Raw genomic sequence first — 21,311 nt, forward strand, 5'->3', positions numbered from 1 at the left:
GGGGACCGGAGGAAATGACTCAGCCCCGGACGAGGCCGGGGCTGAGTCTCAGGGGCTCCCGCAGTTGGATTCGAACCAACAACCCTTCGATTAACAGTCGAATGCTCTGCCGTTGAGCTATGCGGGATCGACCTGGACGACTGTAGCAGGATCGGGGCGGGGCTCGCATCCCGGAACCCCCTCACGACCGGCCACTATGACGAAGGTTACGCGCCCGCGCCGGGTCCCGTCGTGGATGCTGACGCGTCATCGACCGGACCGCCGCTCCCGGATCGAGGAGGTCGTCATTCCTCCGGAGCACCTCGAGGAGGCGGGTGGCGCCGCAGCGACCGGACAGCCCGTCCGAGGCGGAGTGCCCGCGGGGCCCGCAGCGCGGCGTCGAACCAGGTCATGCGGCCGTGCGTGGTAGATTCGTCCGGGCCCTCTCGCGGGCCACGGCCCAGTAGCTCAGCCGGTCAGAGCAGCGGACTCATAATCCGTCGGTCGCGAGTTCAAGCCTCGCCTGGGCCACCTGACCTGCAGATTCTCGACCTCGGCACCATTCGGTGCGCACCAGGTACGAGTTAAGTACGAGTTATGAACGCTCCCATGTCACTTCAGGACAGACGCGGCCACGTCGACGTCGACACTCTTGCTGTCCACGTACGAGGCCCACGAGGTTGCAGGGTCATGCCCCATGACCGACATGATGACGCGAGGATCGACCCCCGCGTCCATGAGCTGTCGCTCCACCGTTCTGCGCAGGGTATGGAATGTGACCCACGGGAACCCGGCACGGTCGAGCTTCCGGCGCACAGCCTTGCGGACTGCGGTCTGATCGGGCAGCCCACCTCGCTGCGCGGGAAACACGAACGCGGCTCCCGGAGATGCACCCTGGAGCTGAGCGTCCAGCGCCCCTCGCTGACGAGCCCGCAGCATCTCAGCCGCGGCGGGAGGTAGGGGGACGGTTCGCCTACTCGAGTCGCGCTTCAGCATCGGCCTCCACTCTCGAGTCTTCCCAGATCCGTACACCTGACCGCGGACCGTCAAGAATGAGCGTTCGTCTCCCAGGTGAACATCCACCCACCGCAGCGAATTCGCCTCGTTAATACGTAGGCCCGTGTAGGTACCGAGGATAATGAGGTCCGTCATGTCGAGTCTCTGCTGAGGGTGACGGATTCTCACCTTCTCCCGCAGTGTCGCTAGCTGCTCGTTGGTGAGTGAGTTTTTGAGCGGACGAGATGCACCGTTCTTATACGTATGCGTCTCTGGAGAAATGGTAGTCGCGGGGACGCGAAGGTTCGCTGCTGGGTCGACCGTGATGTAGCGAAGCGCAATCCCACGAGCGGTGGCTTTTCGCCAAAGAGCTCGCAAGTGGGTGAGCGACCCAGCGCCCGGTTCCGCGACGCGCTCCAGTTCGTCTGAGAGATCTGCGGGAGTCAGCTGGTCGATCGGAATCCCGTGCACACGCGACTCCTGTGGCTTTGCACGACGGATGTGGGAGCGCGCTCCAGTGGAGTCCGCGTCGTCCGCGGGAGACGGGCGCCCTGCCCAGAGGCGGGCAACCCCCAGGTACTTCGACACGGAGTTCGGGGACTTGACCTGCGGGTTACGTCCGCTTTCGATCCGCTCGACTGCCCATGCGATCAGATCACCGAGTGTCGGTACCGCATCGTCGGCATCGAAGGACCTTCGCTCGTGATCGACGACTCGCTCGAGGGCAGACTGGGCCAGCGATGGCGTCTGCGCCGACCGGGAGAGCTGCGTCATCGTCCCATCTTCAAGGCGTAGCCGACACCGCGCTCGCCACTGCCTGCCACGCTTTGCTCGCGACAGCGAAGGATCGGAGGGGTCCGCAGCTCGCCAGGGACCACCGTCAGTGCGTACGTGAAAAGCGACCGCCGTGGTTGAGCCCGGAGGAGTCTTCCTTCGGCTCATCGCGACATCAGCCGCCATTGCATAGCGGAGTCGTGGGGCGATTGAGGCAATGAAGTTACAGAAGTTCCCCCGCGAAATACGCGACGAAACTTTCTCTCACAGTCGTTGCCCCAGTAGCCTTGGGGTGCCATCCTGAAGACCCTCCTCAGAGATCTTTCCCCCGAGGGGCCTGGTAGGTATACCCCTCGGGTGTTCCACGCTCCCCCACATTAGCGCCAGAGCACGCACGGAGCATTGTCTATTCCGGCGAGCTTCTGCTCACCGTTGAGCTCGAGACCCCGATGCCTGGCGGGCGGGCCGATCGACTCAGCACAAGAACACCGTAGCGCGAGGCTGCACGCCGCCCGCACCGGGAATCGATCTGCTTGCGGGCTACAGGCGATCGACTGACTCGGTGCGGCAAGGGCGATCGAAGCCTCCTCTCCCCGGGCCCGCGGAGCCGGGCGTGCGCTTGCCTCGCAGAGTCCGAGTAGGGCCCCACGACCTCGGGCACCTGAGCACCGCGTGCCCAGAGGTAGAGAGCGCGTGCGACGGGAAGCTGACCCCGCATCCAAAAAACTAGAGCGACGGGACTGATGCGCGCTCGGGTGTCAGCTTGACCTGACCTACGGTGAGGTTTCCACTCTTGGTCGCTAGCTTCCGGTGGTGGTGAGTGCCCGCGGGGTGCGGGCGAAGTCGTAGTCGTGGGGTGTCGCGTACTCGAGGGAGGAGTGCCGACGACGACGGTTGAAGAACACTTCGATGTACTCGAAGATCGCGTTCGCGAGCTCGATGCGCGTCTTCCACTTCTTCCGGTTCAGTAGCTCGATCTGCATCGTCGACCAGAACGACTCCATCATCGCATAGTCGAGCCCATCGCCGACCGTCCCGAACGACGGCAGCAGTCCCGCTGAACGGATCTTCTGAGTGAAGACCCAGGAGGTGAACTGGACTCCGTGATCCGCATGAACGACCCCTCCTGGCCCTGGCTGACGTGCAAGGATTGCCATGTCCAGAGCGTTCACGACCAGGGTGGAGTCCTGTGTGGAGTCGATAGCCCAGCCGATGATCTTGCGGCTGCAAGCATCCAGCGCGGCGGCGCAGTAGATCTTGCCCTCCCGGGTGGGATGCTCAGTGATGTCCGTGACCCACAGCTCGTTCAGCGCGAGACGGTGGAACTTGCGGTTGACCAGGTCGTCCGCTGTGGCGACCCCCTTGAGCCGCTTGATTCTGGCTGGGCCTGGAAGGCCACTGATTCCGGCGCGAGTCATGAGGACGGAGATGAGCCGGCTGGAGCACGGAATGTTCATTCCGATGGTGAGCTCGGCGTGGATGCGGCGGTAGCCGTAGGTGCCGCTGGAGGCGACGTGGATCTCCCGGATCAGGCCGGTCAGCCAGCGGCGGCGCAGCTCAATGGCACTGGTCGGGCGCTTTCGGTACCGGTAGTAGCCCTGACGGGAGACGCCCAGTAGGTGGCAGCAGGTGCTCGTGGGTGCCCCGGCGTCGACGAGTCGGTCGATCACCGGGTGCGCCCTTTTGGGGCGACTCCTCCCTCCTCGTCGAGCCACGTCGCGGCCCGGCGGAGGATCGCGATCTCCTGCTCGAGCTGCCGGGCCCGGCCGCGCGACGCGCGGAGCTCGGCAGATTCCTGACTGCTTCGACCCGGCCGGCGGCCGTGGTCAATATCGTCCTGTCGCAGCCAGTTGTGGAGGGTGACCTCGTGGATACCGAGGTCCAGTGCGGTCTGCTTGACCTGCGGCCCCCGCGGACCAGAGCGATAGCACGGGCACGGAACTCGGGAGGGTACGGGCGGGGCGTGCGGAGAGCCTTCCATGAAGACCATCGACTAGCGACGTCAACTGGAAACCTAGCCGTAGGGCAGGTCAATGTGACGCCTACCCGCGCATCAGTCCCCAACTCCCTCCAGTGCGATGCGCCGGGCAAGCCCGCCTCGGCCCGGCATCTAGCAACTGCGCGTATGCAACTTCCAGCAGAACCAAGTCGTCGAGCCGCGGAGTGAAACCTAGACAAACCCTTGAGGCTCTTAAGGAAATCTAGAGGCTGCGTTCGAGCTTGTGAGTCACATGTTCGACGGCGCAAGCAAAGACGACACATACCGGCCGGGGGTTTTCCGGAGTGCGTGCAAAGACTCACTCAAATTGTCAAACACAACGGTCCATTCGTCCTTGGAGCCGCCGGATCGGCCAGTACGTTGATCTCGCTGCCCACGACATGAGCCGGCGCTTCGACGCTCGCCCTGCCGTCACCGTGGCACTGACGAACTCATCGACTCTCCCTCGTACCGAGCGGGAAGATTACGGAGAAGAACCATGGCCCAGAACAACACCCACCGCGCCTTCGGGCGAGCTATCACGCCTGTCGGGACTACGGGACGAGCCCTGCGGAACACCGGTGGGGCAGCTGTGCTCGGCACGGTCGTCATCGGTTCGGCCCTGCTCGCTGGACCCGCGCAGGCCGCTCCGGCCGTCTCACCCGCTGCACCCACCATCAGCGCGCAGACTGCCGCTCCGGCAACGCCGGCACCCGCCCACGCGGGGTCTGCGTTCGGGACCGAGAAGCTGCGCTGGGGTTCTCAGGGTGCGTCGGTGGAGCAGCTCCAGACCGCGCTGAATGAACACGGCACCTCACTGGATGTCGACGGCAAGTTCGGCAAGCTCACCCATGGCGCAGTGAAGGACTTCCAGCGTTCGCATGACCTGCAGGTCGATGGCGTCGTCGGCCCTGAAACCAAGGGCGCTCTGAACGGTGGCGGCGCCACGGCCTCGGGCGGCGGCACGTCCGCGCCGGCCCCGGCATCCTCGTCGAGTAGCTCGGGTCAGGCGATCGTCGACGCCGCTCGTAGCCAGATCGGCGCCTCCTACTCATGGGGCACCTCCAAGCCGGGCGTCAGCTTCGATTGTTCGGGCCTGAGCTCGTTCGCGTATGCGCAGGCCGGCATCGACCTGCCCCGCACCTCCTCGCAGCAGGAGGCGGCCGGGACCACGATCTCGAAGTCCGAGGCCCAGCCCGGTGATCTCGTGGTGTGGCCCGGTCACCTCGGGATCTACGCCGGTGGAGACACCGTCATCGACGCGGGGCGCACCCCGGGTGCGGTCACCGAGCGAACGATCTGGGGCAATCCGACCTTCGTCACTTTCCGCTGATCGCACGCCACGACGCTGACGCAGGCGGAGCCGCGACCATCGGTCTGGGCTCCGCCTTCGCGCGCAACGACGGCGCTATCAGCCCATGGTGGCGGCCAGCAGCTCGGCGCAGGCCTTCTCACAGCGTCGACAGGCGTCGGCGCACTCCCGGTTCAGGCCGATGCACTGGGTCAGGTTCGCCACCATGTCCTCGGCCAGGCAGGCGTCGGCGCAAGCAATGCAGATCTGCAGGTACTTGAAGCAGGCCTCGATGCGTTCGGCGGGCTTCTGCTGGTCGAAGGTGCCGAGGTCCTTCGACTGGGCTTTAAACATCGAAGCGACGTGTTGGGTCAAGGTTCTGCTCCTTCTCGTCCCGCACGGGCCGGGGGGTGTCTGCCCTGCAGGCGACGTTAGCCAGTACACACCGAGACGGTTAAGCGAGTGGACCGCACGTTTGGTGTCAGTGCGAGACTCCTGGTCAGTACGTTGCTCAAGACTTCAACACCTGGCCTTGAGGATATCTTGATCTGTGAGTCATAGACTCGTGGAAACTGTACTCTGACTAGGAGAAAATATGCATTCTCGTCGATCTTTCGGTCGTCTTGCAGCCGTCGTCATCACCGGTGCGATCGTCTTCGCCGGATGCACCGACAGCGGATCTAATGACAATCAGACTTCGGGCGGGCCGGAATCGTCGGAGGCGTCCGATGGAGGCGGCCACGGCGGCATGGAGCACCCAATGGACGGGGGCCCCGCACCCGAAGGGATGACCCCTGCCGAGGAACCTGAGTTCCCTGTCGGCACGAAGGTGAAGCTCACCGCGGACCACATGGAGGGCATGGAAGGCGCGACGGCGACGATCTCCGGCGCCTTCGACACAACGACCTACTCGGTCAGCTTCACGCCGACCGATGGCGGCGAGCCGGTCACCGATCACAAGTGGGTCGTCCACGAAGAGCTCGAGAACCCGGGCGAGCCGCCGCTGGCGGAGGGCACCGAGGTAGTCATCACCGCCGATCACATGGCGGGCATGGAGGGTGCTGAAGCCACCATCGACAGCGCCACCGAGGAGACCGTGTACATGGTCGACTACGAGGCCGACGGGATGATGATGACCAACCACAAGTGGGTCGTCGAGAGCGAGATCGAGCCCATCCAGTGATCACCCCACCGAGGCCCCGCGGTCCGCGCACCTCCTCCGGCGGTGAATCCCGTCGTCGCATCGTCCGGCTGCCCCGGCGATCCCTCATGATCGGCGCCGGCCTGCTCCCTCTCGTGATCGCCGGTTGCGGAACCCGCGAATCGGAGTCTGCTTCCGTCACGGGTGATCAGGACCTGCTCCAGGACTATGGCTTCGCTGACGCCGACGGGCCCGAGATCATCGACCGGCTCGAGGCGCTCGCGGTGGCCGAGCGACCGCAAGACTTGATCGCCAGCGTCACCGCGACGTCCCTCCAGCTCGAAGACGATGCAGGGCGCGAAGCTGAGTTGCCCCTTCCTGAGGACCAGTTCTACTTGTCGGTGGCACCATTCGTGGAGACCACGCACGAGTGCGGCTTCCACAGCCTGACGACGTGTCGCGGGGAACTGCGCAATCGCGAGGTCGCCGTCAACGTGGTGGACAGCAGCTCCGGCAAGATCCTCGAGGAAGGCACTCGCACCACGCACGACAACGGGTTCCTCGGTCTCTGGCTGCCGCGCGGCATAGCCGGGGAGCTCACATGCACCCTCGACGAGCTCACGGGGTCCGCCCCCATCTCGACCCAGGCGGAGGATGATCTCACGTGTCTGACCAATCTCCAACTGGCCTAACCCGACGGAGTTCTCCCCCCTCTTCTAGGCAATCGATGGCCAGCCCCGCTGCGTGGAGCGGAGCACAGCCGGGCGCGACCCGTCGGTCCCTCCTCCGACTAGGGGGAGGTCTGCTCGGCGCAGTTCCCCTCCTTGCGGCGTGCAGCGGTTCCTCGGATGCAGCGAGCGATGCAAGTGCCGGATACGTCTCCGGAGACGGTGTCGTTGTCGAGATCCCTCCAGAAGGTCGCGCCGAGCCCCTGGCGTTCCAGGGAACGACCTACGACGGAGACGACTTCGACTCCACGTCGCTGCGTGGCGCCCCCTTGGTAGCCAACGTCTGGTACGCCTCGTGCCCGCCCTGCCGAGTCGAAGCCCCTGCGCTCAAGGCGGTACACGCCGAATACGGCGCCCAGGGGGTGGAGTTCGTGGGGGTGAACACACGGGACAAGGCCGGACCAGCAGCTGCATTCGAGGAGACGTTCGGCATCACGTACCCCTCGATCCCGGACTCCGATGGGGCAGTGCTCTATTCCATGGACGGCATGGTCTCACCCAACGCTGTCCCCACTACGTTGATCCTGGATGTTGAGGGACGAGTCGCCGCCCGAATCTCGGGCGCGGCTGACCAGAGCATTCTCGAGAGTCTCCTGGACACGGTTCTCGCGGAAGGTGCTTGATGGGGGAGCTGTTCGCCACCACTGTGCTGAGTGGGCCGCTGGCCATGGCACTCCTGTTGTCCATCGTGGCCGGTCTGGTCGCGTTCCTGTCCCCGTGCGTGCTCCCGGTAGTCCCCGGTTACCTCGGGTACATCACTGGGCTCACCGGGCAGAGCACAGGATCGCGCGACGCCAGCGGTCCCGGGGAACGTCCGTGGCGCCTGGTCGCCGGGGCGGTGCTGTTCGTCGCCGGTTTCACTGCGGTGTTCCTGGTCATCGGAGGGTTCATCGGCGCTCTCGGGTCACTGATGGTCCAGTACACGAGCGTGATCAATCGGGTTTCTGGAGTGCTCGTCATCCTCATGGGCCTGGTGTTCGTCGGCATCTTCCCGCAGTTCGCCGGGGAAAAGCGGATCCGAAAACGCCCCGACGCCGGGCTCGCCGGCGCCCCGCTGCTCGGGATCACGTTCGGCTTCTCCTGGACCCCATGCATCGGTCCGACGTTCGCCGCGGTCGCGGCCCTCAGCCTCGGCGAGGCGTCCGCCAGTCGAGGCGCACTTCTCGCTCTCGGCTACGCGATCGGACTCGGGATCCCGTTCATCCTCTTCGCGATCGTCTTCCGGCGCGCCCTGGGGTTCTCGCGAGCACTGGCAAGGCATCGACGCATGCTCCAGATTGTCGGAGGGTCCGTACTCATCGCGATCGGCCTCCTACTGCTCACGGGGGTGTGGGAAACGTGGATGGCCTTGCTGCAAGTGCGGATCGGCAACTTCACCACGATCGTCTGAGAGCGGAACCGCCCGGGTGCAAAGACGACTTCAGCGGTCTTAGCTCGCTCGAGGCAGGCTGATGCTGAAGGTGGCACCTTGCCCGGGCCCGTCACTGGCGGCGGTCATGGTCCCGCCATGCGCGTCGACCAGGGCCCGGCTGATGGTCAGGCCTATGCCTGACCCAGAGTTCTCTCGGGTGCGGGAGCTGTCGGCGCGGAAGAACCGTTCGAACAGGCGGGCCCGGTCCTCCGCTCTGAACCCCTCGCCGTCATCGGTCACCGCGACCTCCACGGTGCTGCCGTGGGCCGATGCCGAGACGGTGACGGTGCCTCCGGGAGAGGTGTGTCGAAGAGCATTGCTCAGCAGGTTCCCGAGCACCTGGGCGAGGCGGTCGGGATCCGCGTGGATCGTCACCGAGTGGTGGAGGCCGATGTCTTGTCGCAATGCCACCCCGGCCGTCTCGAACCTCTCCCCCCACTCCTGCAGGGCTGATGCCAACAGGCCTTCGACGGTGATGGGTCGCAGCTCCACCGGAAGCTGCCCTTCCTCGGCCCGCGACACCTCGCTGATGTCGTCAGCCAGCCGGGACAGTCGAACGGTCTGCCCGGAGAGGGTGGGCATGGCGATCTCGGGCTCGATGACACCGTCTGCCATCGCTTCGTGATGTGCCGAGAGGGTGGCGATCGGGGTGCGCAGCTCGTGGGCGAGGTCGGAAAGGAGTCGACGTCGAGTCTCCTCGACCGCGTCCAGACGTGCCGCCATGTCGTTGAGTGTGGCGGCCAGAGAATCCAGCTCCGCCCCGGCCCCGAGGGAAGGCACGCGGGTAGAGTAGTGGCCACGGGACAGCTCATCGACGGCCAAGGTGAGGCCGTGAAGCGACTGGCGGAGCCGTCGCGCCAGGTTCCAGGTGACGACACCTGCGGCTAGAAGTGAGACCACCAATCCCACCCCGAGGGCGAGAGCGAGAGCGTCACGGTACGCACGCTCGATGTGGACGAGCTCGGAGCTATCCACGGGGAGATCGGTCTGGAGTAGGTGGTAGTGGAAGACCGCGGGCCCGATGAGCACCGTCAGCACCGCGATGGTGAGCGCACCGGCAAGCAACACGATGAGCTGTCCGATCATCAGGCGCGATGCCAAGCTGGTGCCGGGACGAACCCGTCGGGTGACTGAACTGGCTTCCGTCATGAGCTCATCCCTTCCCCATGCGATAGCCGATACCGCGCACTGTGGTGACAAACCGTGCAGTCTCAGCCGTCTCCTCGAGCTTTCGTCGGAGGTTGGCGATGTGCACATCGACGAGATGATCGTCCCCGATCCAGGTGTCACCCCAGACGGCTTCCATCAGTTGGCGGCGACTGAACGCCTGGCCCGGGCTGTGCGCCAAGGTAACCAGCAGGCCGCGCTCGGTCGGAGTCAGCGGAAGTGCGCGGCCGGCGAGCCGTACTTCCTGCGCAGTCGTGTCGATCTCGAGCTCTCCGAACGTCCGCACAGTGCTCGAGGACGCGGCCCCGGGTTCGCCGCGAGGCCGACGCAGCACAGCCTGGACCCGGGCGACGAGCTCACGCACGCTGAACGGCTTGGTGAGGTAGTCATCGGCTCCCACCGACAGGCCCACCAGGCGATCCACCTCCTCAGATCGTGCAGTCGTGATCAGCACGTAGCAGTCGGAGAACTCTCGGATCCTCCGCATCACCTCCATACCGTCGAGACCCGGAAGGCCGAGGTCGAGCACGATCACGTCCGGCGACAAGGTGCGGGCCATCTCCACCGCTTCCGGTCCGCTTCTCGCGCTCGCAGTCTCGTAACCGGCCTTCGCGAGATACGCCTGGACCACATTTGACAGCGCCGCTTCGTCCTCGACGACGAGAACCATCGCGGCCACTCGATCCACTTCACTCCTCATGAGCACCAGTGTGGTCTCCGATCCTGGACGCCGTGGGTCCGCCCCGGGGTTCAAAGCAGATCTGGATCAGATCTTGAGGAACTCTCGACGAGACCTTCGTCCGCTGCAGAGAACCTGGTGGGGACCGTATCGCGTTCGAACTTGACCCAGCGAGGAGACCTCAGATGATGCTGACAGATTCTTTGCCGTGGCTGATGTGGTTGATGCTCGCCGGTCTCCTCTTTCTCCTCTGGGCCTCCGCACTGCTGTTGACATGCGCGGTGCTGCCTGGACGTCCCCGCCGCGCTCGAAACGAGAACGAGGCGATCGGAGAGCTCTCGCTGCGCCTTGCTCGAGGAGAGATCACGGCCGAAGAGTTCGAACAGCACCGACAGCTTGTCCTGGACGCCTTCCGGGACCGACCCCCAACCTCCGCATAGAAGGACTGCAACTGTGAAGAGAATTTCCCGCCGCACCGCTATCACCGGAGGCTTCGGCGCCGCAGCGCTGACTCTCGCCGCATGCGGGAACCGCACCGTCCCCGCCGAAGCCGGCACCTTCCCGCCGGCTCCTACCCTGACGCCGAAAGCCGGTCAGGGCCTCGTCACCCAGACCCTCACCGCGGCGCCGACAACGGTCGATCTCGGAGGGAGGACGGTCTCGACCTGGGCGTACGGCGAAAGCCTCCCCGGGCCGCTGATCCGAGCCACGGCCGGGGACCTGCTGCGCATCACGCTCGAGAACCGCCTGCCCGAGGCCTCCACGATCCACTGGCACGGCATCCGACTGCACAACGCCGCCGACGGAGTGCCCGGAATGACCCAGGACCCGGTCGAACCGGATACCTCTTTCACCTACGAGTTCGTCGTCCCCGATCCCGGCACCTACTTCTTCCACTCCCACGTCGGCCTGCAGCTCGACCGCGGGCTCTACGCCCCGCTGATCATTGATGACCCCGACGAACCCGGTGGCTACGACGCCGAGTGGATCGTGACTCTCGATGACTGGATCGATGGCACCGGACAGACTCCCGACGACGTCCTGGCCGGACTGACCGGCGCCGGCGCCTCAGACGGCGGGGGCATGGATCATGGCGACATGCCGATGGGCGAAGGTAGTTCCGACGGCATGGATCATGGCGAGATGCCGATGGGCGATGAGCCCTGGGGTGACGCCGGTGATGTGGCCTACCCGCACTTCCTCATCAATGGCCGGATTCCCGAAGCACCGGAGATCTTCGAGGCGAAACCCGGCCAGCGAGTGCGCCTTCGCCTGATCAACGCCTCCGCAGACACCATCTTCGCCCTCGCGCTCGGCGACCACGACCTCTCCGTCACCCACTCGGACGGATTCTCCGTCGAGCCGGTCACCGCCAAGGCGCTGTACCTCGGCATGGGTGAGCGGTACGACGTGGCGGTCACCGTAAAGGACGGCATGTTCCCTCTGGTGGCGCGTCCCGTCGGGAAGACCAGCGGCGGCCGAGGGCTCGCCGTGCTGAGGACCGGTGCCGGGGAGGTGCCCGCTGCGGACGTCCAGGTCCGGGAACTCGACGGGGAGGTCCTCATCGGATCCACTCTGGAACCGGCCGAGGCCGCGCGACTCGAGGACCGCGCCGTCGACACCGAGCTCGAACTCGCGTTCCAGGGCTCGATGGAGCCCTACCAGTGGGCCATCAACGGAGCACCCTTTGGCCAGAACACTCCACTCAGCATCCGCGAGGGGCAGCGGGTGCGGATCATCGCGACCAACCAGACGATGATGAGTCACCCCCTCCACGTCCACGGCCACACCTTCGCCCTGCCGTCGGGACTGCGCAAGGACACGGTGATGATGGCGCCCATGGAATCGTTCGCCCTCGACTTCGATGCGGACAATCCGGGCCGGTGGGCAGCGCACTGCCACAACGCGTACCACCAGGAAGTCGGCATGATGACAGGGATCGACTACGCGTCCTGACGTCGTACGGCCACGCCCCCGAGGGCGCCACGGTGAGACCGGCTGCGTCACTGCGATCGATTCGACCGACCGTCACCTCATCGTCCGCGGCGTTCACGAACAGACGTGTGCCAGCGACCAACCTGCTCGCCGGAAGGCCCGCATGGAGCGTGCCTTCCAGTTGTCCCCCACCAGGGGAGATCCTCCGACGGTGTCGGGGAGCTCTCCGAGGTGACCGACCTCCAGGTGAGCGCCCAGACGGTTCGCCTCGTCGTCACCTCCGAGAACGAAATCGACGACACCACGGTCCTCAGCGCAGTCGAGGAGGCCGGTTGCTCGGCGGTGCGAGCCTGATGAACGCCGCAGGCCGGCTCGCTGTCTACTGTGCGGGACTGGCGGTGGCCTTCGTTAGTGCATCTGTCGCCGCCGGGGCTGTCATCCCCGCCCCAGCACCACGCTGATGATCGCGCCAGACTGCGACGGCCGCGTGTCAGATGATTCCGAGTGAGAGGGAAAGATCTCGCTATGGTGGGTTCCTCCCTATCATGGAGCCCAGAGCTCTATGTCTCGCCCTGCCGGAAGGTCGGATCGTGATGTATTTCGGGATTGTGGCCATGGCCTTGGTGGCGATGCTGGTCCTCGTGGCGCTGTTCGCAGCGCACCGTGCCTTGGCCGTTCACGCCGATCCGTTGACCTCGTTGCCTGCCCAATCTGGATGGGTGCCCCAGGAGCATGCCCTGTCGCGCTTCCACGTTCGTTGGTACCTTGCGTCCATCATCTTCCTGGCCTTCGACGTCGAAATGCTGTTCATGTACCCGTGGGCCGTGGTCGTGATTGAGAAGGGGCTCTCCGCAGTCGTCGAGATGTTCCTCTTTCTCGGCGCTCTGCTTGTCGCTGTGGCCTGGGCTTGGCGGGAAGGGGCGTTTCGATGGGCCTGAACGAACTCCTCGCCGGACTCGCCGTCCGTGCTGCCCACGTCCTCGTTATCGAGCCGCCGGGCCAGTGGTCGACACGTGTGGAGCTCGACCATCAGATGCTGCGCCGTGGATGGCGGCGGGCGTGGACCCCAGCCGATGCGGACGTCCTTGCGGTGTGCGGCGTGCCCGGCCCTGAACTGGCGGAACTGGTGGACCTCATCTGGGAGCAGATGCCCGGTCCGCGGGTACGCACCAGCATCAGCTCGCCCGACGCTGTGGCATCGGCTCTACGCAGCGCCGCAGACCTCCTTCTCGACACTCCCCGTCATAGAGCAGATGCGCAGGACCGACTGCAGGAACCTCAGCTTTCCGACGACCCCAACGGAATGGACCACGGGGACCTCGACCATGGTGAGCACGACGGGACGTCCCCCGAAGAACACCCCGGTATGAGGAACCCCGGCCATGACAAGATGGAACATGACCAGACGGACCACGAGAACCACGACGGCCATGGCGGCCACGGCGGAATGGACATGGCTCCGGCGGGTATCCCGTTGGCCCAGGCCGGGGAGGACCGTGACGGTCTGGAGATGGATGTCCTGCAACTGCCGTTGGGACCTGTCTTGCCGTTCTGGCCGGCAGGGCTGGTCCTTCGCTGCTCGTTGCAGGGCGATGTCGTGGTCGACGCCGAGGCAGCTGTGATCGATAACGGGGGCTACGGGACTCCGGAGCAGGCGAAGCGTCCCGGCCCCATGCCCGTGTCCGCGGCGGTGCGGTGCGACAATGCCCTGGCGTTGCTGGCACTTGCGGGGGCGGACGACGCGGCAGCCCGTGCCCGCCATGCCCGGGACACTCTGTTGCAGGGCGAACAAGATGCTGCCCAGGACGCCGTTGAGCGGTTGTACCGCACAGTGCGGAAATCGCGGCTGCTGCGCTGGTCTCTGCGGAGCGTTCTGCCTCTCACCTCCGCTGATCTAGAGCGTCATGGCTTGCCGAGCCGTTGTCTCGGGGACGCCCACGACCGGTTGCTGTGGAGCCTCGACGTGATCCGGGCCGAGACACGCAACGAGGAGCCCGTGGAGCCGATCGACGGGGGCGTGGTGCCTTGGGCGATAGTGCCGCACCTGGTGACAGGGTTGGAAGTGGCCTCTGTGCGGCTGGCGGTGGCGAGCTTGGATCTTGTTCCGTTCCCAGCCGTCCAGGAGACGAGGCATGTCTGAGTCCCTGGTGACGACCGTTTCTGCCGGATGGGCCGTACTGGCAGCCATCATTCTGGGTGGCCTCGCGTTCTTCGCTGTTGCTCTGGAGGCGGCATTGTCCGCTCGCGCCCACGGCGCCTCCGGTGGCTGGGTGGCGCCCGTGGCCCGCACCGCACGGCTGCTGCGGCAGCGGCGCCGGACCACCGTGGCCGCGGACACGCTGCTGTGGCGGATCGGTGGCGCAGGTCTGCTGGTCGGGGCGTTCGCAATGGTCGCGGTGATTCCGTTGGGGCGCTGGACGCTGGCGGACCTGGACGTGGGGGTGGTGTGGTTCAACGCCGTGGACGTCATGGTCTGGGCCCTGGTGTGGTTGGCCGGGTGGGGCGCAAATTCGACGCACAGCCTGGTGGGTGGCTACCGGTTCCTTGCCCATGGGCTGGCTTACGAGCTCCCCTTGATGTTTGCACTGGTGGCCCCGGCGATCGCGGCTGGCAGTCTTCGCGTCGGAGAGGTGGCTGCCGCGCAGGAGGGCCTGTGGTTCGTGGTGTGGATGCCGGTGGCGTTCCTGGTCTATCTGATCGGTGTCACCGGGTTCTCGGTGTGGGGCCCGTTCGCCCCGGCCCTTTCCGCGGACATTGCCGGTGGTGTGCTGAGCGAACTCTCCGGGGTGGACCGCCTCGTTTTCCTGGCCGGGCGCTATGCGTTGCTGGCTGCCGGGGCGGCCTTCGCGGTACCGCTGTTCCTGGGCGGGGGCGCCGGGCCCGTGCTGCCGGGCTGGGCATGGTCGCTGGTGAAGACCGTGGCGGTGCTGACCGTGCTGGTGTGGCTGCGGCGGAAGCTGCCGATGCTCCGACCGGACCGGTTCATGGAGATCGGGTGGATGATCCTGCTTCCAGCGGCCGTGCTCCAGGACCTGGTCGTGTCTCTCATCGTCGCCGGGAAGGGCTGAACCGTGCTGGTCACAATCGTGTTCTGGGTACTCGCCGTGGTGGCCGTGGCCGCGGGCGTAGCCGTGTTCGTGGTGGACTCCATGGCCCGGGCCACCTACGCCCTAGCGCTGTCGTTCATCGCCGTGGGAGTGCAGATCCTCCTCTTACAGCAGAGCTATCTCGGGGTCATCACGATCTTGATGATGGTGATGGAGATGGCGGTGATGGCCGTCTACATGGTGATGTTCATGGGCATGAACCCGGCGCTGATGCCGATGGACATGACCCACGGGAAGAAGACGGCGATCGGCGCCTCGTCCGGCGTTTTCGGGATGCTGGCTGCCGGCGCCCTGCTCATCCCCTGGCCGGAGCGACGCGGCGCCCCGCCCGAGGACCTCACGCACGCGATCGGCTTGGAGATCATGGGCGAGAAGATGCTGGTCATGGTCGTGGTGGGCGCGGTCCTGGTGGCAACCATCGTGTCCGGGGTGGTGCTGGCCGCTCATCGCACCCGCTACGACCGATTCGGTGACGACCTACGCCGCCGCCCGGCCGACGATCCCCAGCCGGGGGGTGTGGGCCGATGACCCTGGAAGCCGTGCTGGTGGTGGCCGCCGCGCTGTTCGCGGTAGGCCTCTACGGAGCGCTGTCCCAGCAGGTGGTGGTGATGGTGATGATGGGCCTGGAGCTGATGATCAACGGGGTTCTGCTGGCCGCCGCCGGATTCTGGTGGTTCCTGGCCCCGGACCCCTCCGGGCAGGTGCTGCTGCTGGTGGTGCTGGCGGCGATGACCGTGGAGATGGCCATGGGCTTCGCCGTGGCCACGCTGCTGCACCGCCGGCGCCAGACCGACATGACGGACATGGCCGAGGAGCTGTCCCGATGACCGGGGCCGAGGGTGCGTTGCTCGCCATGGTGCTGCTCCCGGGGAGCATGGGCGCCGCGCTGGCCCTGACCCGCCGGTGGGAACGCGTTGCGACACCGATCGCGGTGGCCACCGCTGGACTCACCACAGCACTGGCGGCAGTCGTCGCCCTGGCCCGGCCGGCGCTGTCGGCCCCGTTCCTGGCCGGCGCCGACTTCGCACTGGAGGTGGATGCCCTTGCGGCGCTGACCGCACCGATGATCGCCGCGGTGGCCTTCCTGGTGCTGGTCTTCGCGGCCGGGAGCATCCGGGAGTCCCGGGCCCGCTTCCACGGGCTGATGCTGATCTTCTCCGCCGCAGCCTTGGTCACGGCCTCCGCCGCCAGCATCCCGGCGCTGCTGTTCGCCTGGGAGGTGATGGGCGCGACCTCCTACGCCCTGATCGGGTTCTGGTGGCGGGAACCGCGCCGGGTCTCGGCGGGGCTCACCGCCTTCCTCACCACCCGCACCGCCGACCTGGGCCTCTACGTCGCCGCCGGCGCCGCCCTGGCCGGCGGAGCAGGCATGGCGCTGTCCGACCTCCCGGCCGCGACGGACCCGTGGCGCCACGTCGTCGCGGCCGGGATCATGGTCGCTGCACTGGGGAAGGCCGCACAGCTGCCCTTCTCGTTCTGGCTCTCCGGGGCGATGCAGGGTCCCAGCCCGGTGAGCGCGCTGCTGCACTCAGCGGCGATGGTGGCCATGGGCGGCTTCCTGCTGCTGCGCGTGGAGCCGTTGTTGGCTGCGACCGGGTGGGCCGGGCCAGTGGCCGCCTGGCTCGGGATGCTCACCGCGGTGCTGATGGGCATCGTGGCGCTGGCCCAGCGGGAGCTCAAACAACTCCTGGCGGCCTCCACGGTCGCCCAGCTGGGGTTCGTCGTTCTCGCTGCCGGTGTCGGCGCGGTCAGTGGCGGCGCGGCCCATCTGGTGGCGCACGCCTCCACCAAGGCCCTGCTCTTCCTGGCTGCCGGGGCGTGGCTGACAGCGTGGGGCACCGAAGATCTCGCGAGACTACGCGGAGTGGGGCGTCGGTGGCGGGTTGTCGGGGTCTGCGCGAGCGTGGGGGCGCTGGCCCTGGCGGGGATCGCCCCGCTGTCCCTGTGGGCGACCAAGGACGCCGTGCTGGCTGCTGCGCTCGAGGCCTCCCCGTGGCTCTACGCCGCCGGGTTGCTGGCGTCCGCCCTGTCGGCCGCCTATGCCGGCAAGGCCCTGTGGGCGATCTGGCGCCGCGGGGACGGCGCGGGAGTCCGTGCGGGCGGCACCGGCCAGGTGGGGGCCGTGGAGCAGGCGCCGCTGGTCGTGCTGGCCGCCGGCGCGGCCGGGCTCGTCGTGCTGGCTCTGCCCCCGCTCAGCCGGGCCCTCGCCCAGACACTGGGCGGGCACGGCGAGGTCTCGGCCGTCGAGCTGGCTCTCTCGGCCGTGATCGCGGCCGCCGTGCTGCTGCTTTTGCTGCGGCTACGCGCCCCCGAGCCGAGATGGGCCCGTGAGTGGCTGGGGCTGGAGAGGATCGCGCATGCCGTCGTCGTCCGCCCGTCCCTGTCCCTGGCGCACGCCCTGGCTCGGTTCGATGACCACGTCCTGGACCGCACCGTGATGGCCGCCGCCGGGGCGGTGCCTGTGCTAGCGCGGATCGCCGCCCGTGCCGACGACCGAATTCTCGACGGCGGGGTCGACGCCACCGCGCACGCCGCCGACGTGACCGGTCAGCTGGCGGCGAGGGTCGATGACGACGGGGTGGACCGTGGGGTGGAGATCCTCGCCGGTAGGGTCCGCCGGCTCGGGCATCTGGCCCGGATCCCGCAGACCGGAGCCATCCACCAGTACTTCCTCCAGGCCGTCGCGGTCCTCACGATCGGCGTCGTGGCCTGGTTCGTCTATGCAGTGATGGGATGAGCATGCTGAGCCTGATCGTTTTCCTGCCCCTGGCCGGCGCCATCGTCCTGGCGGCGATGCCGGCGATCGGCCCCGCGGTCGCCCGCTGGGCCTGGGTCGCCGTGAGCGCGGTCGAGCTGGTGCTCGTCGGAGTGCTGTGGGTCGGTTATGAGGACCCGGGGCAAAACGCACTGGCGTACGACCAGCAGGTGCCGTGGATCCCGGGGGTGAACAGCAGCTATCACGTGGGAGTGGATGGTCTCTCGTTACCGCTGGTGGCCATGACGACGATCGTGTTCCTGGCCTGTGCCGTCTACGCTCTGCGCCAGCCCGACCGGCCCCGGATTCAGGCGGCCCTGTTCCTGTTCCTGCAGGGCGTGAGTCTGGGGGTGTTCGTGGCAGCCGACCTCATCCTGTTCTTCGTGTTCTTCGACCTCTCGATCGTGGGCATGTACTTCGTGATCGCCGGATGGGGCCATGGCAACGCTGCCCGCTCGGCCCTGAAGTTCTTCCTCTACACGTTTCTGGGATCACTGGCCCTGCTGCTGGGCTTTATCGGGCTCTACGTGGCCGCCGCACCGCACACCTTCGACATCCCTGAGCTTGTCGCGGCCACCCCGCTCGATGACAGCCCGCTGACCGGGGGGCTGGTGCTGGCGGCGATCGTGGTCGGTCTCGCGGTGAAGACCCCCACCGTTCCCTTCCATACCTGGTTGCCGCCAGCCCACACCGACGCCCCGGCGACCGGTTCGGCCGTGCTGGCTGCGGTGTTGCTGAAGATGGGGACCTACGGGTTCGTGCGCATCGCCATGCCGATGCTCCCGGAGGCGTGGCGGTCCTGGGCCTGGGCGATCGTGGCGATCGGTATCGTCTCGGTGCTGTACGGAGCGTTCGTGGCGCTGGCCCAGACGGACCTCAAGCGGATGGTCGCCTACACCTCCGTCAACCATATGGGCTACATCGTCCTGGCCCTGGGTGCGGCGGGTCTGGTCGCCGAGGGTGCCGAGCAGGCCCGCTCGGTGGCGGTCACCGGTGCGGTGGTGCAGATGGTCAGCCACGGGTTGATCACCGCCGCGCTGTTCCTGCTGGCGGGGGTGATGCAGGATCGGGCCGGCACCTATGACATGGGTTCCTACGGAGGCCTGGCCGGTCCCGCGCCGCGGTATGCGGCGCTGTTCGCGGTCGGGGCCTTCGCCTCCCTGGGCCTGCCCGGGTTCTCCGGCTTCATCGCCGAGTTCCAAATCTTCGCCGGCAGCATCGCGGTCGCCCCGGTCACCGCCATCGCCCTGCCGGGCATCCTGGTCACGGCCGCCCTGTTCCTGCGGGCGCTGCAGCAAGTGTTCACCGGCCCCACGGAGGGCCGATCGCCCGGGTTCGCGGATCTGCGCGTCCGGGAGCTGTGGTCGGTCGGTCCGCTGCTGGCCCTCTCCGTGCTCATCGGGGTGCTGCCTCGAGTTCTGCTCGAGGTGATCGAGCCGGCCTCCGCGGCCCTGGTCTCCTTGGTCGGGAGGTAGCCGGTGGAGGCCTCGATGCAGATGCGGCCCGCCCTGCTGCTGCCGGAGATCCTCGTCTTCGTCGGCGGTCTGGTGGTGCTGCTGGGCGGCTCGTTCCTGCCCCGTCAGCGGCAGTGGATCGCCCGCGCCGTGGCCGCGGTCGCCCTGCTCGGTGCCACGGTCGCCGCAGCCGTGGCGATGGCCGGCCCCGAACAGAGCGCGTTCTCGGGCACCTTCGCTGTGGACGTCGCCACCGGAGCCGCCCGGATAATCGCGGCCCTGACGACCCTGTTGGTCCTCGGGGTGGCCTCCGGGGAACTCGCTGGCTCGCGGCGAGAGTCCGACATCTACGCGCTGCTGCTCTTCGCCACCACCGGGGTGATGGTGCTGGCCGGAACCACCGACCTGCTCGTGCTCGTGGCCGGATTCCTGCTGGTCAGCATCCCCTTGTATGGGATTGTCGGCCTGACCGGCGGCCGGTCCGGGGCCGAAGCGGCGATGAAGACCTACCTCATGGGCGCGTTGTCCGGAATCCTGCTCATGCTCGGGGTCACCGTGCTCTACGCCGTGGCCGGGGGCACCGACTACGCCCTGCTGCGGGACGCGCTGCCCGGGGCCCCGGCCGCAGCCGTGGGGGTCGGCGTGCTGGGCGTGCTCGCCGGGTTGCTGTTCAAGGCCGGCGGCGTGCCCCTGCACTTCTGGATACCCGACGCCGCACAGGGCACCGGCGGCACCGCCGCGACGTTCCTGACCACGGTCCCCAAGATCGGAGCGCTGGTAGCCGTCTACCGATTCGTGGCCACGATCTCCGAAGGCGACGGCTCCTGGCTGGTCGTCGCAGGCGTGCTGGCCACGACCTCCATGGTCGTGGGCAACCTTGCCGCATACTGGCAGACCGATCCCCGCCGGCTGCTGGGCTGGTCGACCGTGGCCCAGGTCGGGTTCCTGCTCGTCCCGGTGGCCGCGGCGGGGCGCAGTGGGCTGGCACTGCCCTCATTCTTGTTCTACCTCGCCGCCTATGCCCTTGCCAATGTCGCCGCCTTCGCCGTCACCGCAGCGCTGCCCCACCACCGCGAGCTGAGTGACTACCGAGGTCTGGCCCGGTCCCGCCCCGGGCTGGCCCTGGCTCTGCTCGTGGCGCTGCTGGGCCTGGTGGGCACCCCACCGCTGGCCGTGTTCGTCGGCAAGCTCACCACCGCCACCGCCGCCTGGGACGGCGGGCACGGCTGGTTGGCGCTGGTCGTGATGCTCAACAGCGTGCTCAGCCTGTTCTACTACCTGCGCTGGTTCGCGCCCGCGTTCGCCCGTCCTACCGATAACGGCGCTAACTTCCCCGGCCCGGGCGGAACGGCCACCTGGCCGGCAGCCACCGCCGGGGTGGCTGCCACCGCGAGCCTGGGGCTCGGCATCCTGGCCGGTTTCCTGTGGGCGGCTCTGGAAGGACCCCTGCTGTTCTAACGACGGCGTCGGCATGGACGTTGCCATCGCTTCCATCGGCGTGATCCTCGCGTCTGACCCGCAGCTGCCGGATGCGGTGGGCTCGTCTCTGACTACAGCAGCGCAGCCGGCGTTCACCAGCGGGCTGAACACCGCCGGCATGGTCTCCGCCGTCATCGCCGCTCTCGCCGCACTCGTTGCCGCTACGCGGTTGCGCCATATCCGACCCACCGGTGAGTCCGCGTGCGAATCGAGGTCCTCCGAGGAATCCGTGCGGTGAGTGGAGCCGGCGAGCCGATGCCCGGCACTCGCAGCCACAGAGCTTGCGTGATACCGGGAGGGGGTATAGCCTCAATCCCGGAAAGATACCCCATAGGGGTATACAAATTAAGAGGAGCACGACCATGACGACGACGAACGAGTACCAGGTGACCGGAATGACCTGTGGGCACTGCGAGATGTCCGTCCGCGAGGAGGTC

At 67.1% G+C, this 21,311-nt stretch carries 20 protein-coding genes, 2 tRNA genes and 3 pseudogenes; 19 read left to right on the top strand and 6 right to left on the bottom strand.

What is annotated here, in order from left to right; all coding sequences use genetic code 11:
• Positions 1 to 55 precede the first annotated feature (55 nt).
• Positions 56 to 127 (bottom strand) — tRNA-Asn (locus HMPREF3159_RS08180).
• Between the two features lie 309 nt (positions 128 to 436).
• Between HMPREF3159_RS08180 and HMPREF3159_RS08185 the strand changes: the two genes are divergently transcribed.
• A tRNA-Ile gene (locus HMPREF3159_RS08185) sits at positions 437 to 510 on the top strand.
• Between the two features lie 81 nt (positions 511 to 591).
• On the opposite strand, the gene HMPREF3159_RS16675 is transcribed toward HMPREF3159_RS08185, so the two are convergent.
• Positions 592 to 1,749, bottom strand: coding sequence for a tyrosine-type recombinase/integrase (locus HMPREF3159_RS16675; protein ID WP_168165397.1), 1,158 nt, complete (start codon positions 1,747 to 1,749; stop codon positions 592 to 594).
• Between the two features lie 800 nt (positions 1,750 to 2,549).
• Positions 2,550 to 3,675, bottom strand: a pseudogene (locus tag HMPREF3159_RS08195) (IS3 family transposase).
• Positions 3,676 to 4,226: 551 nt separating this feature from the next.
• On the opposite strand from HMPREF3159_RS08195, the gene HMPREF3159_RS08200 reads away from it, so the two are divergent.
• Positions 4,227 to 5,060, top strand: coding sequence for a C40 family peptidase (locus HMPREF3159_RS08200; RefSeq protein WP_070500586.1), 834 nt, complete (start codon positions 4,227 to 4,229; stop codon positions 5,058 to 5,060).
• Positions 5,061 to 5,189: 129 nt separating this feature from the next.
• On the opposite strand, the pseudogene HMPREF3159_RS08205 reads toward HMPREF3159_RS08200, so the two are convergent.
• Positions 5,190 to 5,393 (bottom strand): annotated as a pseudogene (locus HMPREF3159_RS08205) (four-helix bundle copper-binding protein); the annotation flags it as partial.
• A 220-nt stretch (positions 5,394 to 5,613) separates the two neighbouring features.
• On the opposite strand from HMPREF3159_RS08205, the gene HMPREF3159_RS08210 reads away from it, so the two are divergent.
• The 4 genes from HMPREF3159_RS08210 (at position 5,614) to HMPREF3159_RS08225 (ending at position 8,277) form a co-directional block, all read left to right on the top strand.
• Entirely contained in the window at positions 5,614 to 6,201 is a 588-nt protein-coding gene (locus HMPREF3159_RS08210; protein ID WP_070500587.1) for a YdhK family protein, read from the top strand.
• 86 nt (positions 6,202 to 6,287) lie between these two features.
• Positions 6,288 to 6,851 carry a CueP family metal-binding protein gene (locus HMPREF3159_RS08215; RefSeq protein WP_070500588.1) on the top strand — a complete coding sequence of 188 codons (564 nt, stop codon included), beginning with the start codon at positions 6,288 to 6,290 and terminating at the stop codon, positions 6,849 to 6,851.
• 35 nt (positions 6,852 to 6,886) lie between these two features.
• Complete coding sequence (locus HMPREF3159_RS08220; protein WP_070500589.1) at positions 6,887 to 7,510, top strand: TlpA family protein disulfide reductase; 624 nt, start codon at positions 6,887 to 6,889, stop codon at positions 7,508 to 7,510.
• Positions 7,510 to 8,277 (top strand): cytochrome c biogenesis CcdA family protein, encoded by a 768-nt coding sequence (locus tag HMPREF3159_RS08225; RefSeq protein ID WP_070500590.1) that lies wholly within the window; start codon positions 7,510 to 7,512, stop codon positions 8,275 to 8,277. Before HMPREF3159_RS08220 ends, HMPREF3159_RS08225 begins: the two co-directional genes overlap by 1 nt.
• A 39-nt stretch (positions 8,278 to 8,316) precedes the next feature.
• On the opposite strand, the gene HMPREF3159_RS08230 is transcribed toward HMPREF3159_RS08225, so the two are convergent.
• Both HMPREF3159_RS08230 and HMPREF3159_RS08235 read right to left on the bottom strand, forming a co-directional pair.
• The gene (locus tag HMPREF3159_RS08230) at positions 8,317 to 9,384 is read right to left on the bottom strand and encodes a sensor histidine kinase (RefSeq protein WP_371441703.1); all 1,068 of its coding nucleotides are present in this window, start codon (positions 9,382 to 9,384) and stop codon (positions 8,317 to 8,319) included.
• A 67-nt stretch (positions 9,385 to 9,451) separates the two neighbouring features.
• Positions 9,452 to 10,135: a response regulator transcription factor gene (locus tag HMPREF3159_RS08235; RefSeq protein ID WP_083305873.1), complete on the bottom strand. Its 684-nt coding sequence runs from the start codon at positions 10,133 to 10,135 to the stop codon at positions 9,452 to 9,454.
• Positions 10,136 to 10,368: 233 nt separating this feature from the next.
• On the opposite strand from HMPREF3159_RS08235, the gene HMPREF3159_RS08240 reads away from it, so the two are divergent.
• The 13 genes and pseudogenes from HMPREF3159_RS08240 to HMPREF3159_RS18190 all read left to right on the top strand — a co-directional run.
• Entirely contained in the window at positions 10,369 to 10,584 is a 216-nt protein-coding gene (locus HMPREF3159_RS08240) for an SHOCT domain-containing protein (protein WP_246821574.1), read from the top strand.
• A gap of 13 nt (positions 10,585 to 10,597) precedes the next feature.
• On the top strand, positions 10,598 to 12,100 hold the full coding sequence (locus HMPREF3159_RS08245; protein WP_070500593.1) for a multicopper oxidase family protein: 1,503 nt from the start codon (positions 10,598 to 10,600) through the stop codon (positions 12,098 to 12,100).
• A gap of 210 nt (positions 12,101 to 12,310) precedes the next feature.
• Complete coding sequence (locus HMPREF3159_RS18065; RefSeq protein ID WP_256374516.1) at positions 12,311 to 12,433, top strand: hypothetical protein; 123 nt, start codon at positions 12,311 to 12,313, stop codon at positions 12,431 to 12,433.
• A 239-nt stretch (positions 12,434 to 12,672) separates the two neighbouring features.
• Entirely contained in the window at positions 12,673 to 13,017 is a 345-nt protein-coding gene (locus HMPREF3159_RS08255; RefSeq protein ID WP_070500594.1) for an NADH-quinone oxidoreductase subunit A, read from the top strand.
• Positions 13,008 to 14,219: a hypothetical protein gene (locus tag HMPREF3159_RS17860; protein ID WP_246821569.1), complete on the top strand. Its 1,212-nt coding sequence runs from the start codon at positions 13,008 to 13,010 to the stop codon at positions 14,217 to 14,219. Before HMPREF3159_RS08255 ends, HMPREF3159_RS17860 begins: the two co-directional genes overlap by 10 nt.
• Complete coding sequence (locus HMPREF3159_RS08270; RefSeq protein ID WP_070500597.1) at positions 14,212 to 15,147, top strand: complex I subunit 1 family protein; 936 nt, start codon at positions 14,212 to 14,214, stop codon at positions 15,145 to 15,147. Before HMPREF3159_RS17860 ends, HMPREF3159_RS08270 begins: the two co-directional genes overlap by 8 nt.
• Positions 15,148 to 15,150: 3 nt before the next feature.
• Positions 15,151 to 15,714, top strand: coding sequence for an NADH-quinone oxidoreductase subunit J (locus HMPREF3159_RS08275; RefSeq protein ID WP_010534531.1), 564 nt, complete (start codon positions 15,151 to 15,153; stop codon positions 15,712 to 15,714).
• Positions 15,711 to 16,013 carry an NADH-quinone oxidoreductase subunit NuoK gene (locus HMPREF3159_RS08280; protein WP_010534530.1) on the top strand — a complete coding sequence of 101 codons (303 nt, stop codon included), beginning with the start codon at positions 15,711 to 15,713 and terminating at the stop codon, positions 16,011 to 16,013. The genes HMPREF3159_RS08275 and HMPREF3159_RS08280 overlap by 4 nt, the downstream gene beginning before the upstream one ends.
• Positions 16,010 to 17,923 carry an NADH-quinone oxidoreductase subunit 5 family protein gene (locus HMPREF3159_RS08285; RefSeq protein ID WP_070500598.1) on the top strand — a complete coding sequence of 638 codons (1,914 nt, stop codon included), beginning with the start codon at positions 16,010 to 16,012 and terminating at the stop codon, positions 17,921 to 17,923. The genes HMPREF3159_RS08280 and HMPREF3159_RS08285 overlap by 4 nt, the downstream gene beginning before the upstream one ends.
• Entirely contained in the window at positions 17,920 to 19,416 is a 1,497-nt protein-coding gene (locus HMPREF3159_RS08290) for a complex I subunit 4 family protein (protein WP_246821570.1), read from the top strand. Before HMPREF3159_RS08285 ends, HMPREF3159_RS08290 begins: the two co-directional genes overlap by 4 nt.
• 15 nt (positions 19,417 to 19,431) lie before the next feature.
• Positions 19,432 to 20,853: an NADH-quinone oxidoreductase subunit N gene (locus tag HMPREF3159_RS08295; protein ID WP_246821571.1), complete on the top strand. Its 1,422-nt coding sequence runs from the start codon at positions 19,432 to 19,434 to the stop codon at positions 20,851 to 20,853.
• A 13-nt stretch (positions 20,854 to 20,866) separates the two neighbouring features.
• Positions 20,867 to 21,112 carry a hypothetical protein gene (locus tag HMPREF3159_RS08300; RefSeq protein ID WP_070500600.1) on the top strand — a complete coding sequence of 82 codons (246 nt, stop codon included), beginning with the start codon at positions 20,867 to 20,869 and terminating at the stop codon, positions 21,110 to 21,112.
• A gap of 124 nt (positions 21,113 to 21,236) precedes the next feature.
• Positions 21,237 to 21,311: pseudogene (locus tag HMPREF3159_RS18190) on the top strand (heavy metal transporter); the annotation flags it as partial.

It is taken from the genome of Brachybacterium sp. HMSC06H03 (assembly GCF_001807385.1).
In the GTDB taxonomy this organism is placed as follows: domain Bacteria; phylum Actinomycetota; class Actinomycetes; order Actinomycetales; family Dermabacteraceae; genus Brachybacterium; species Brachybacterium conglomeratum.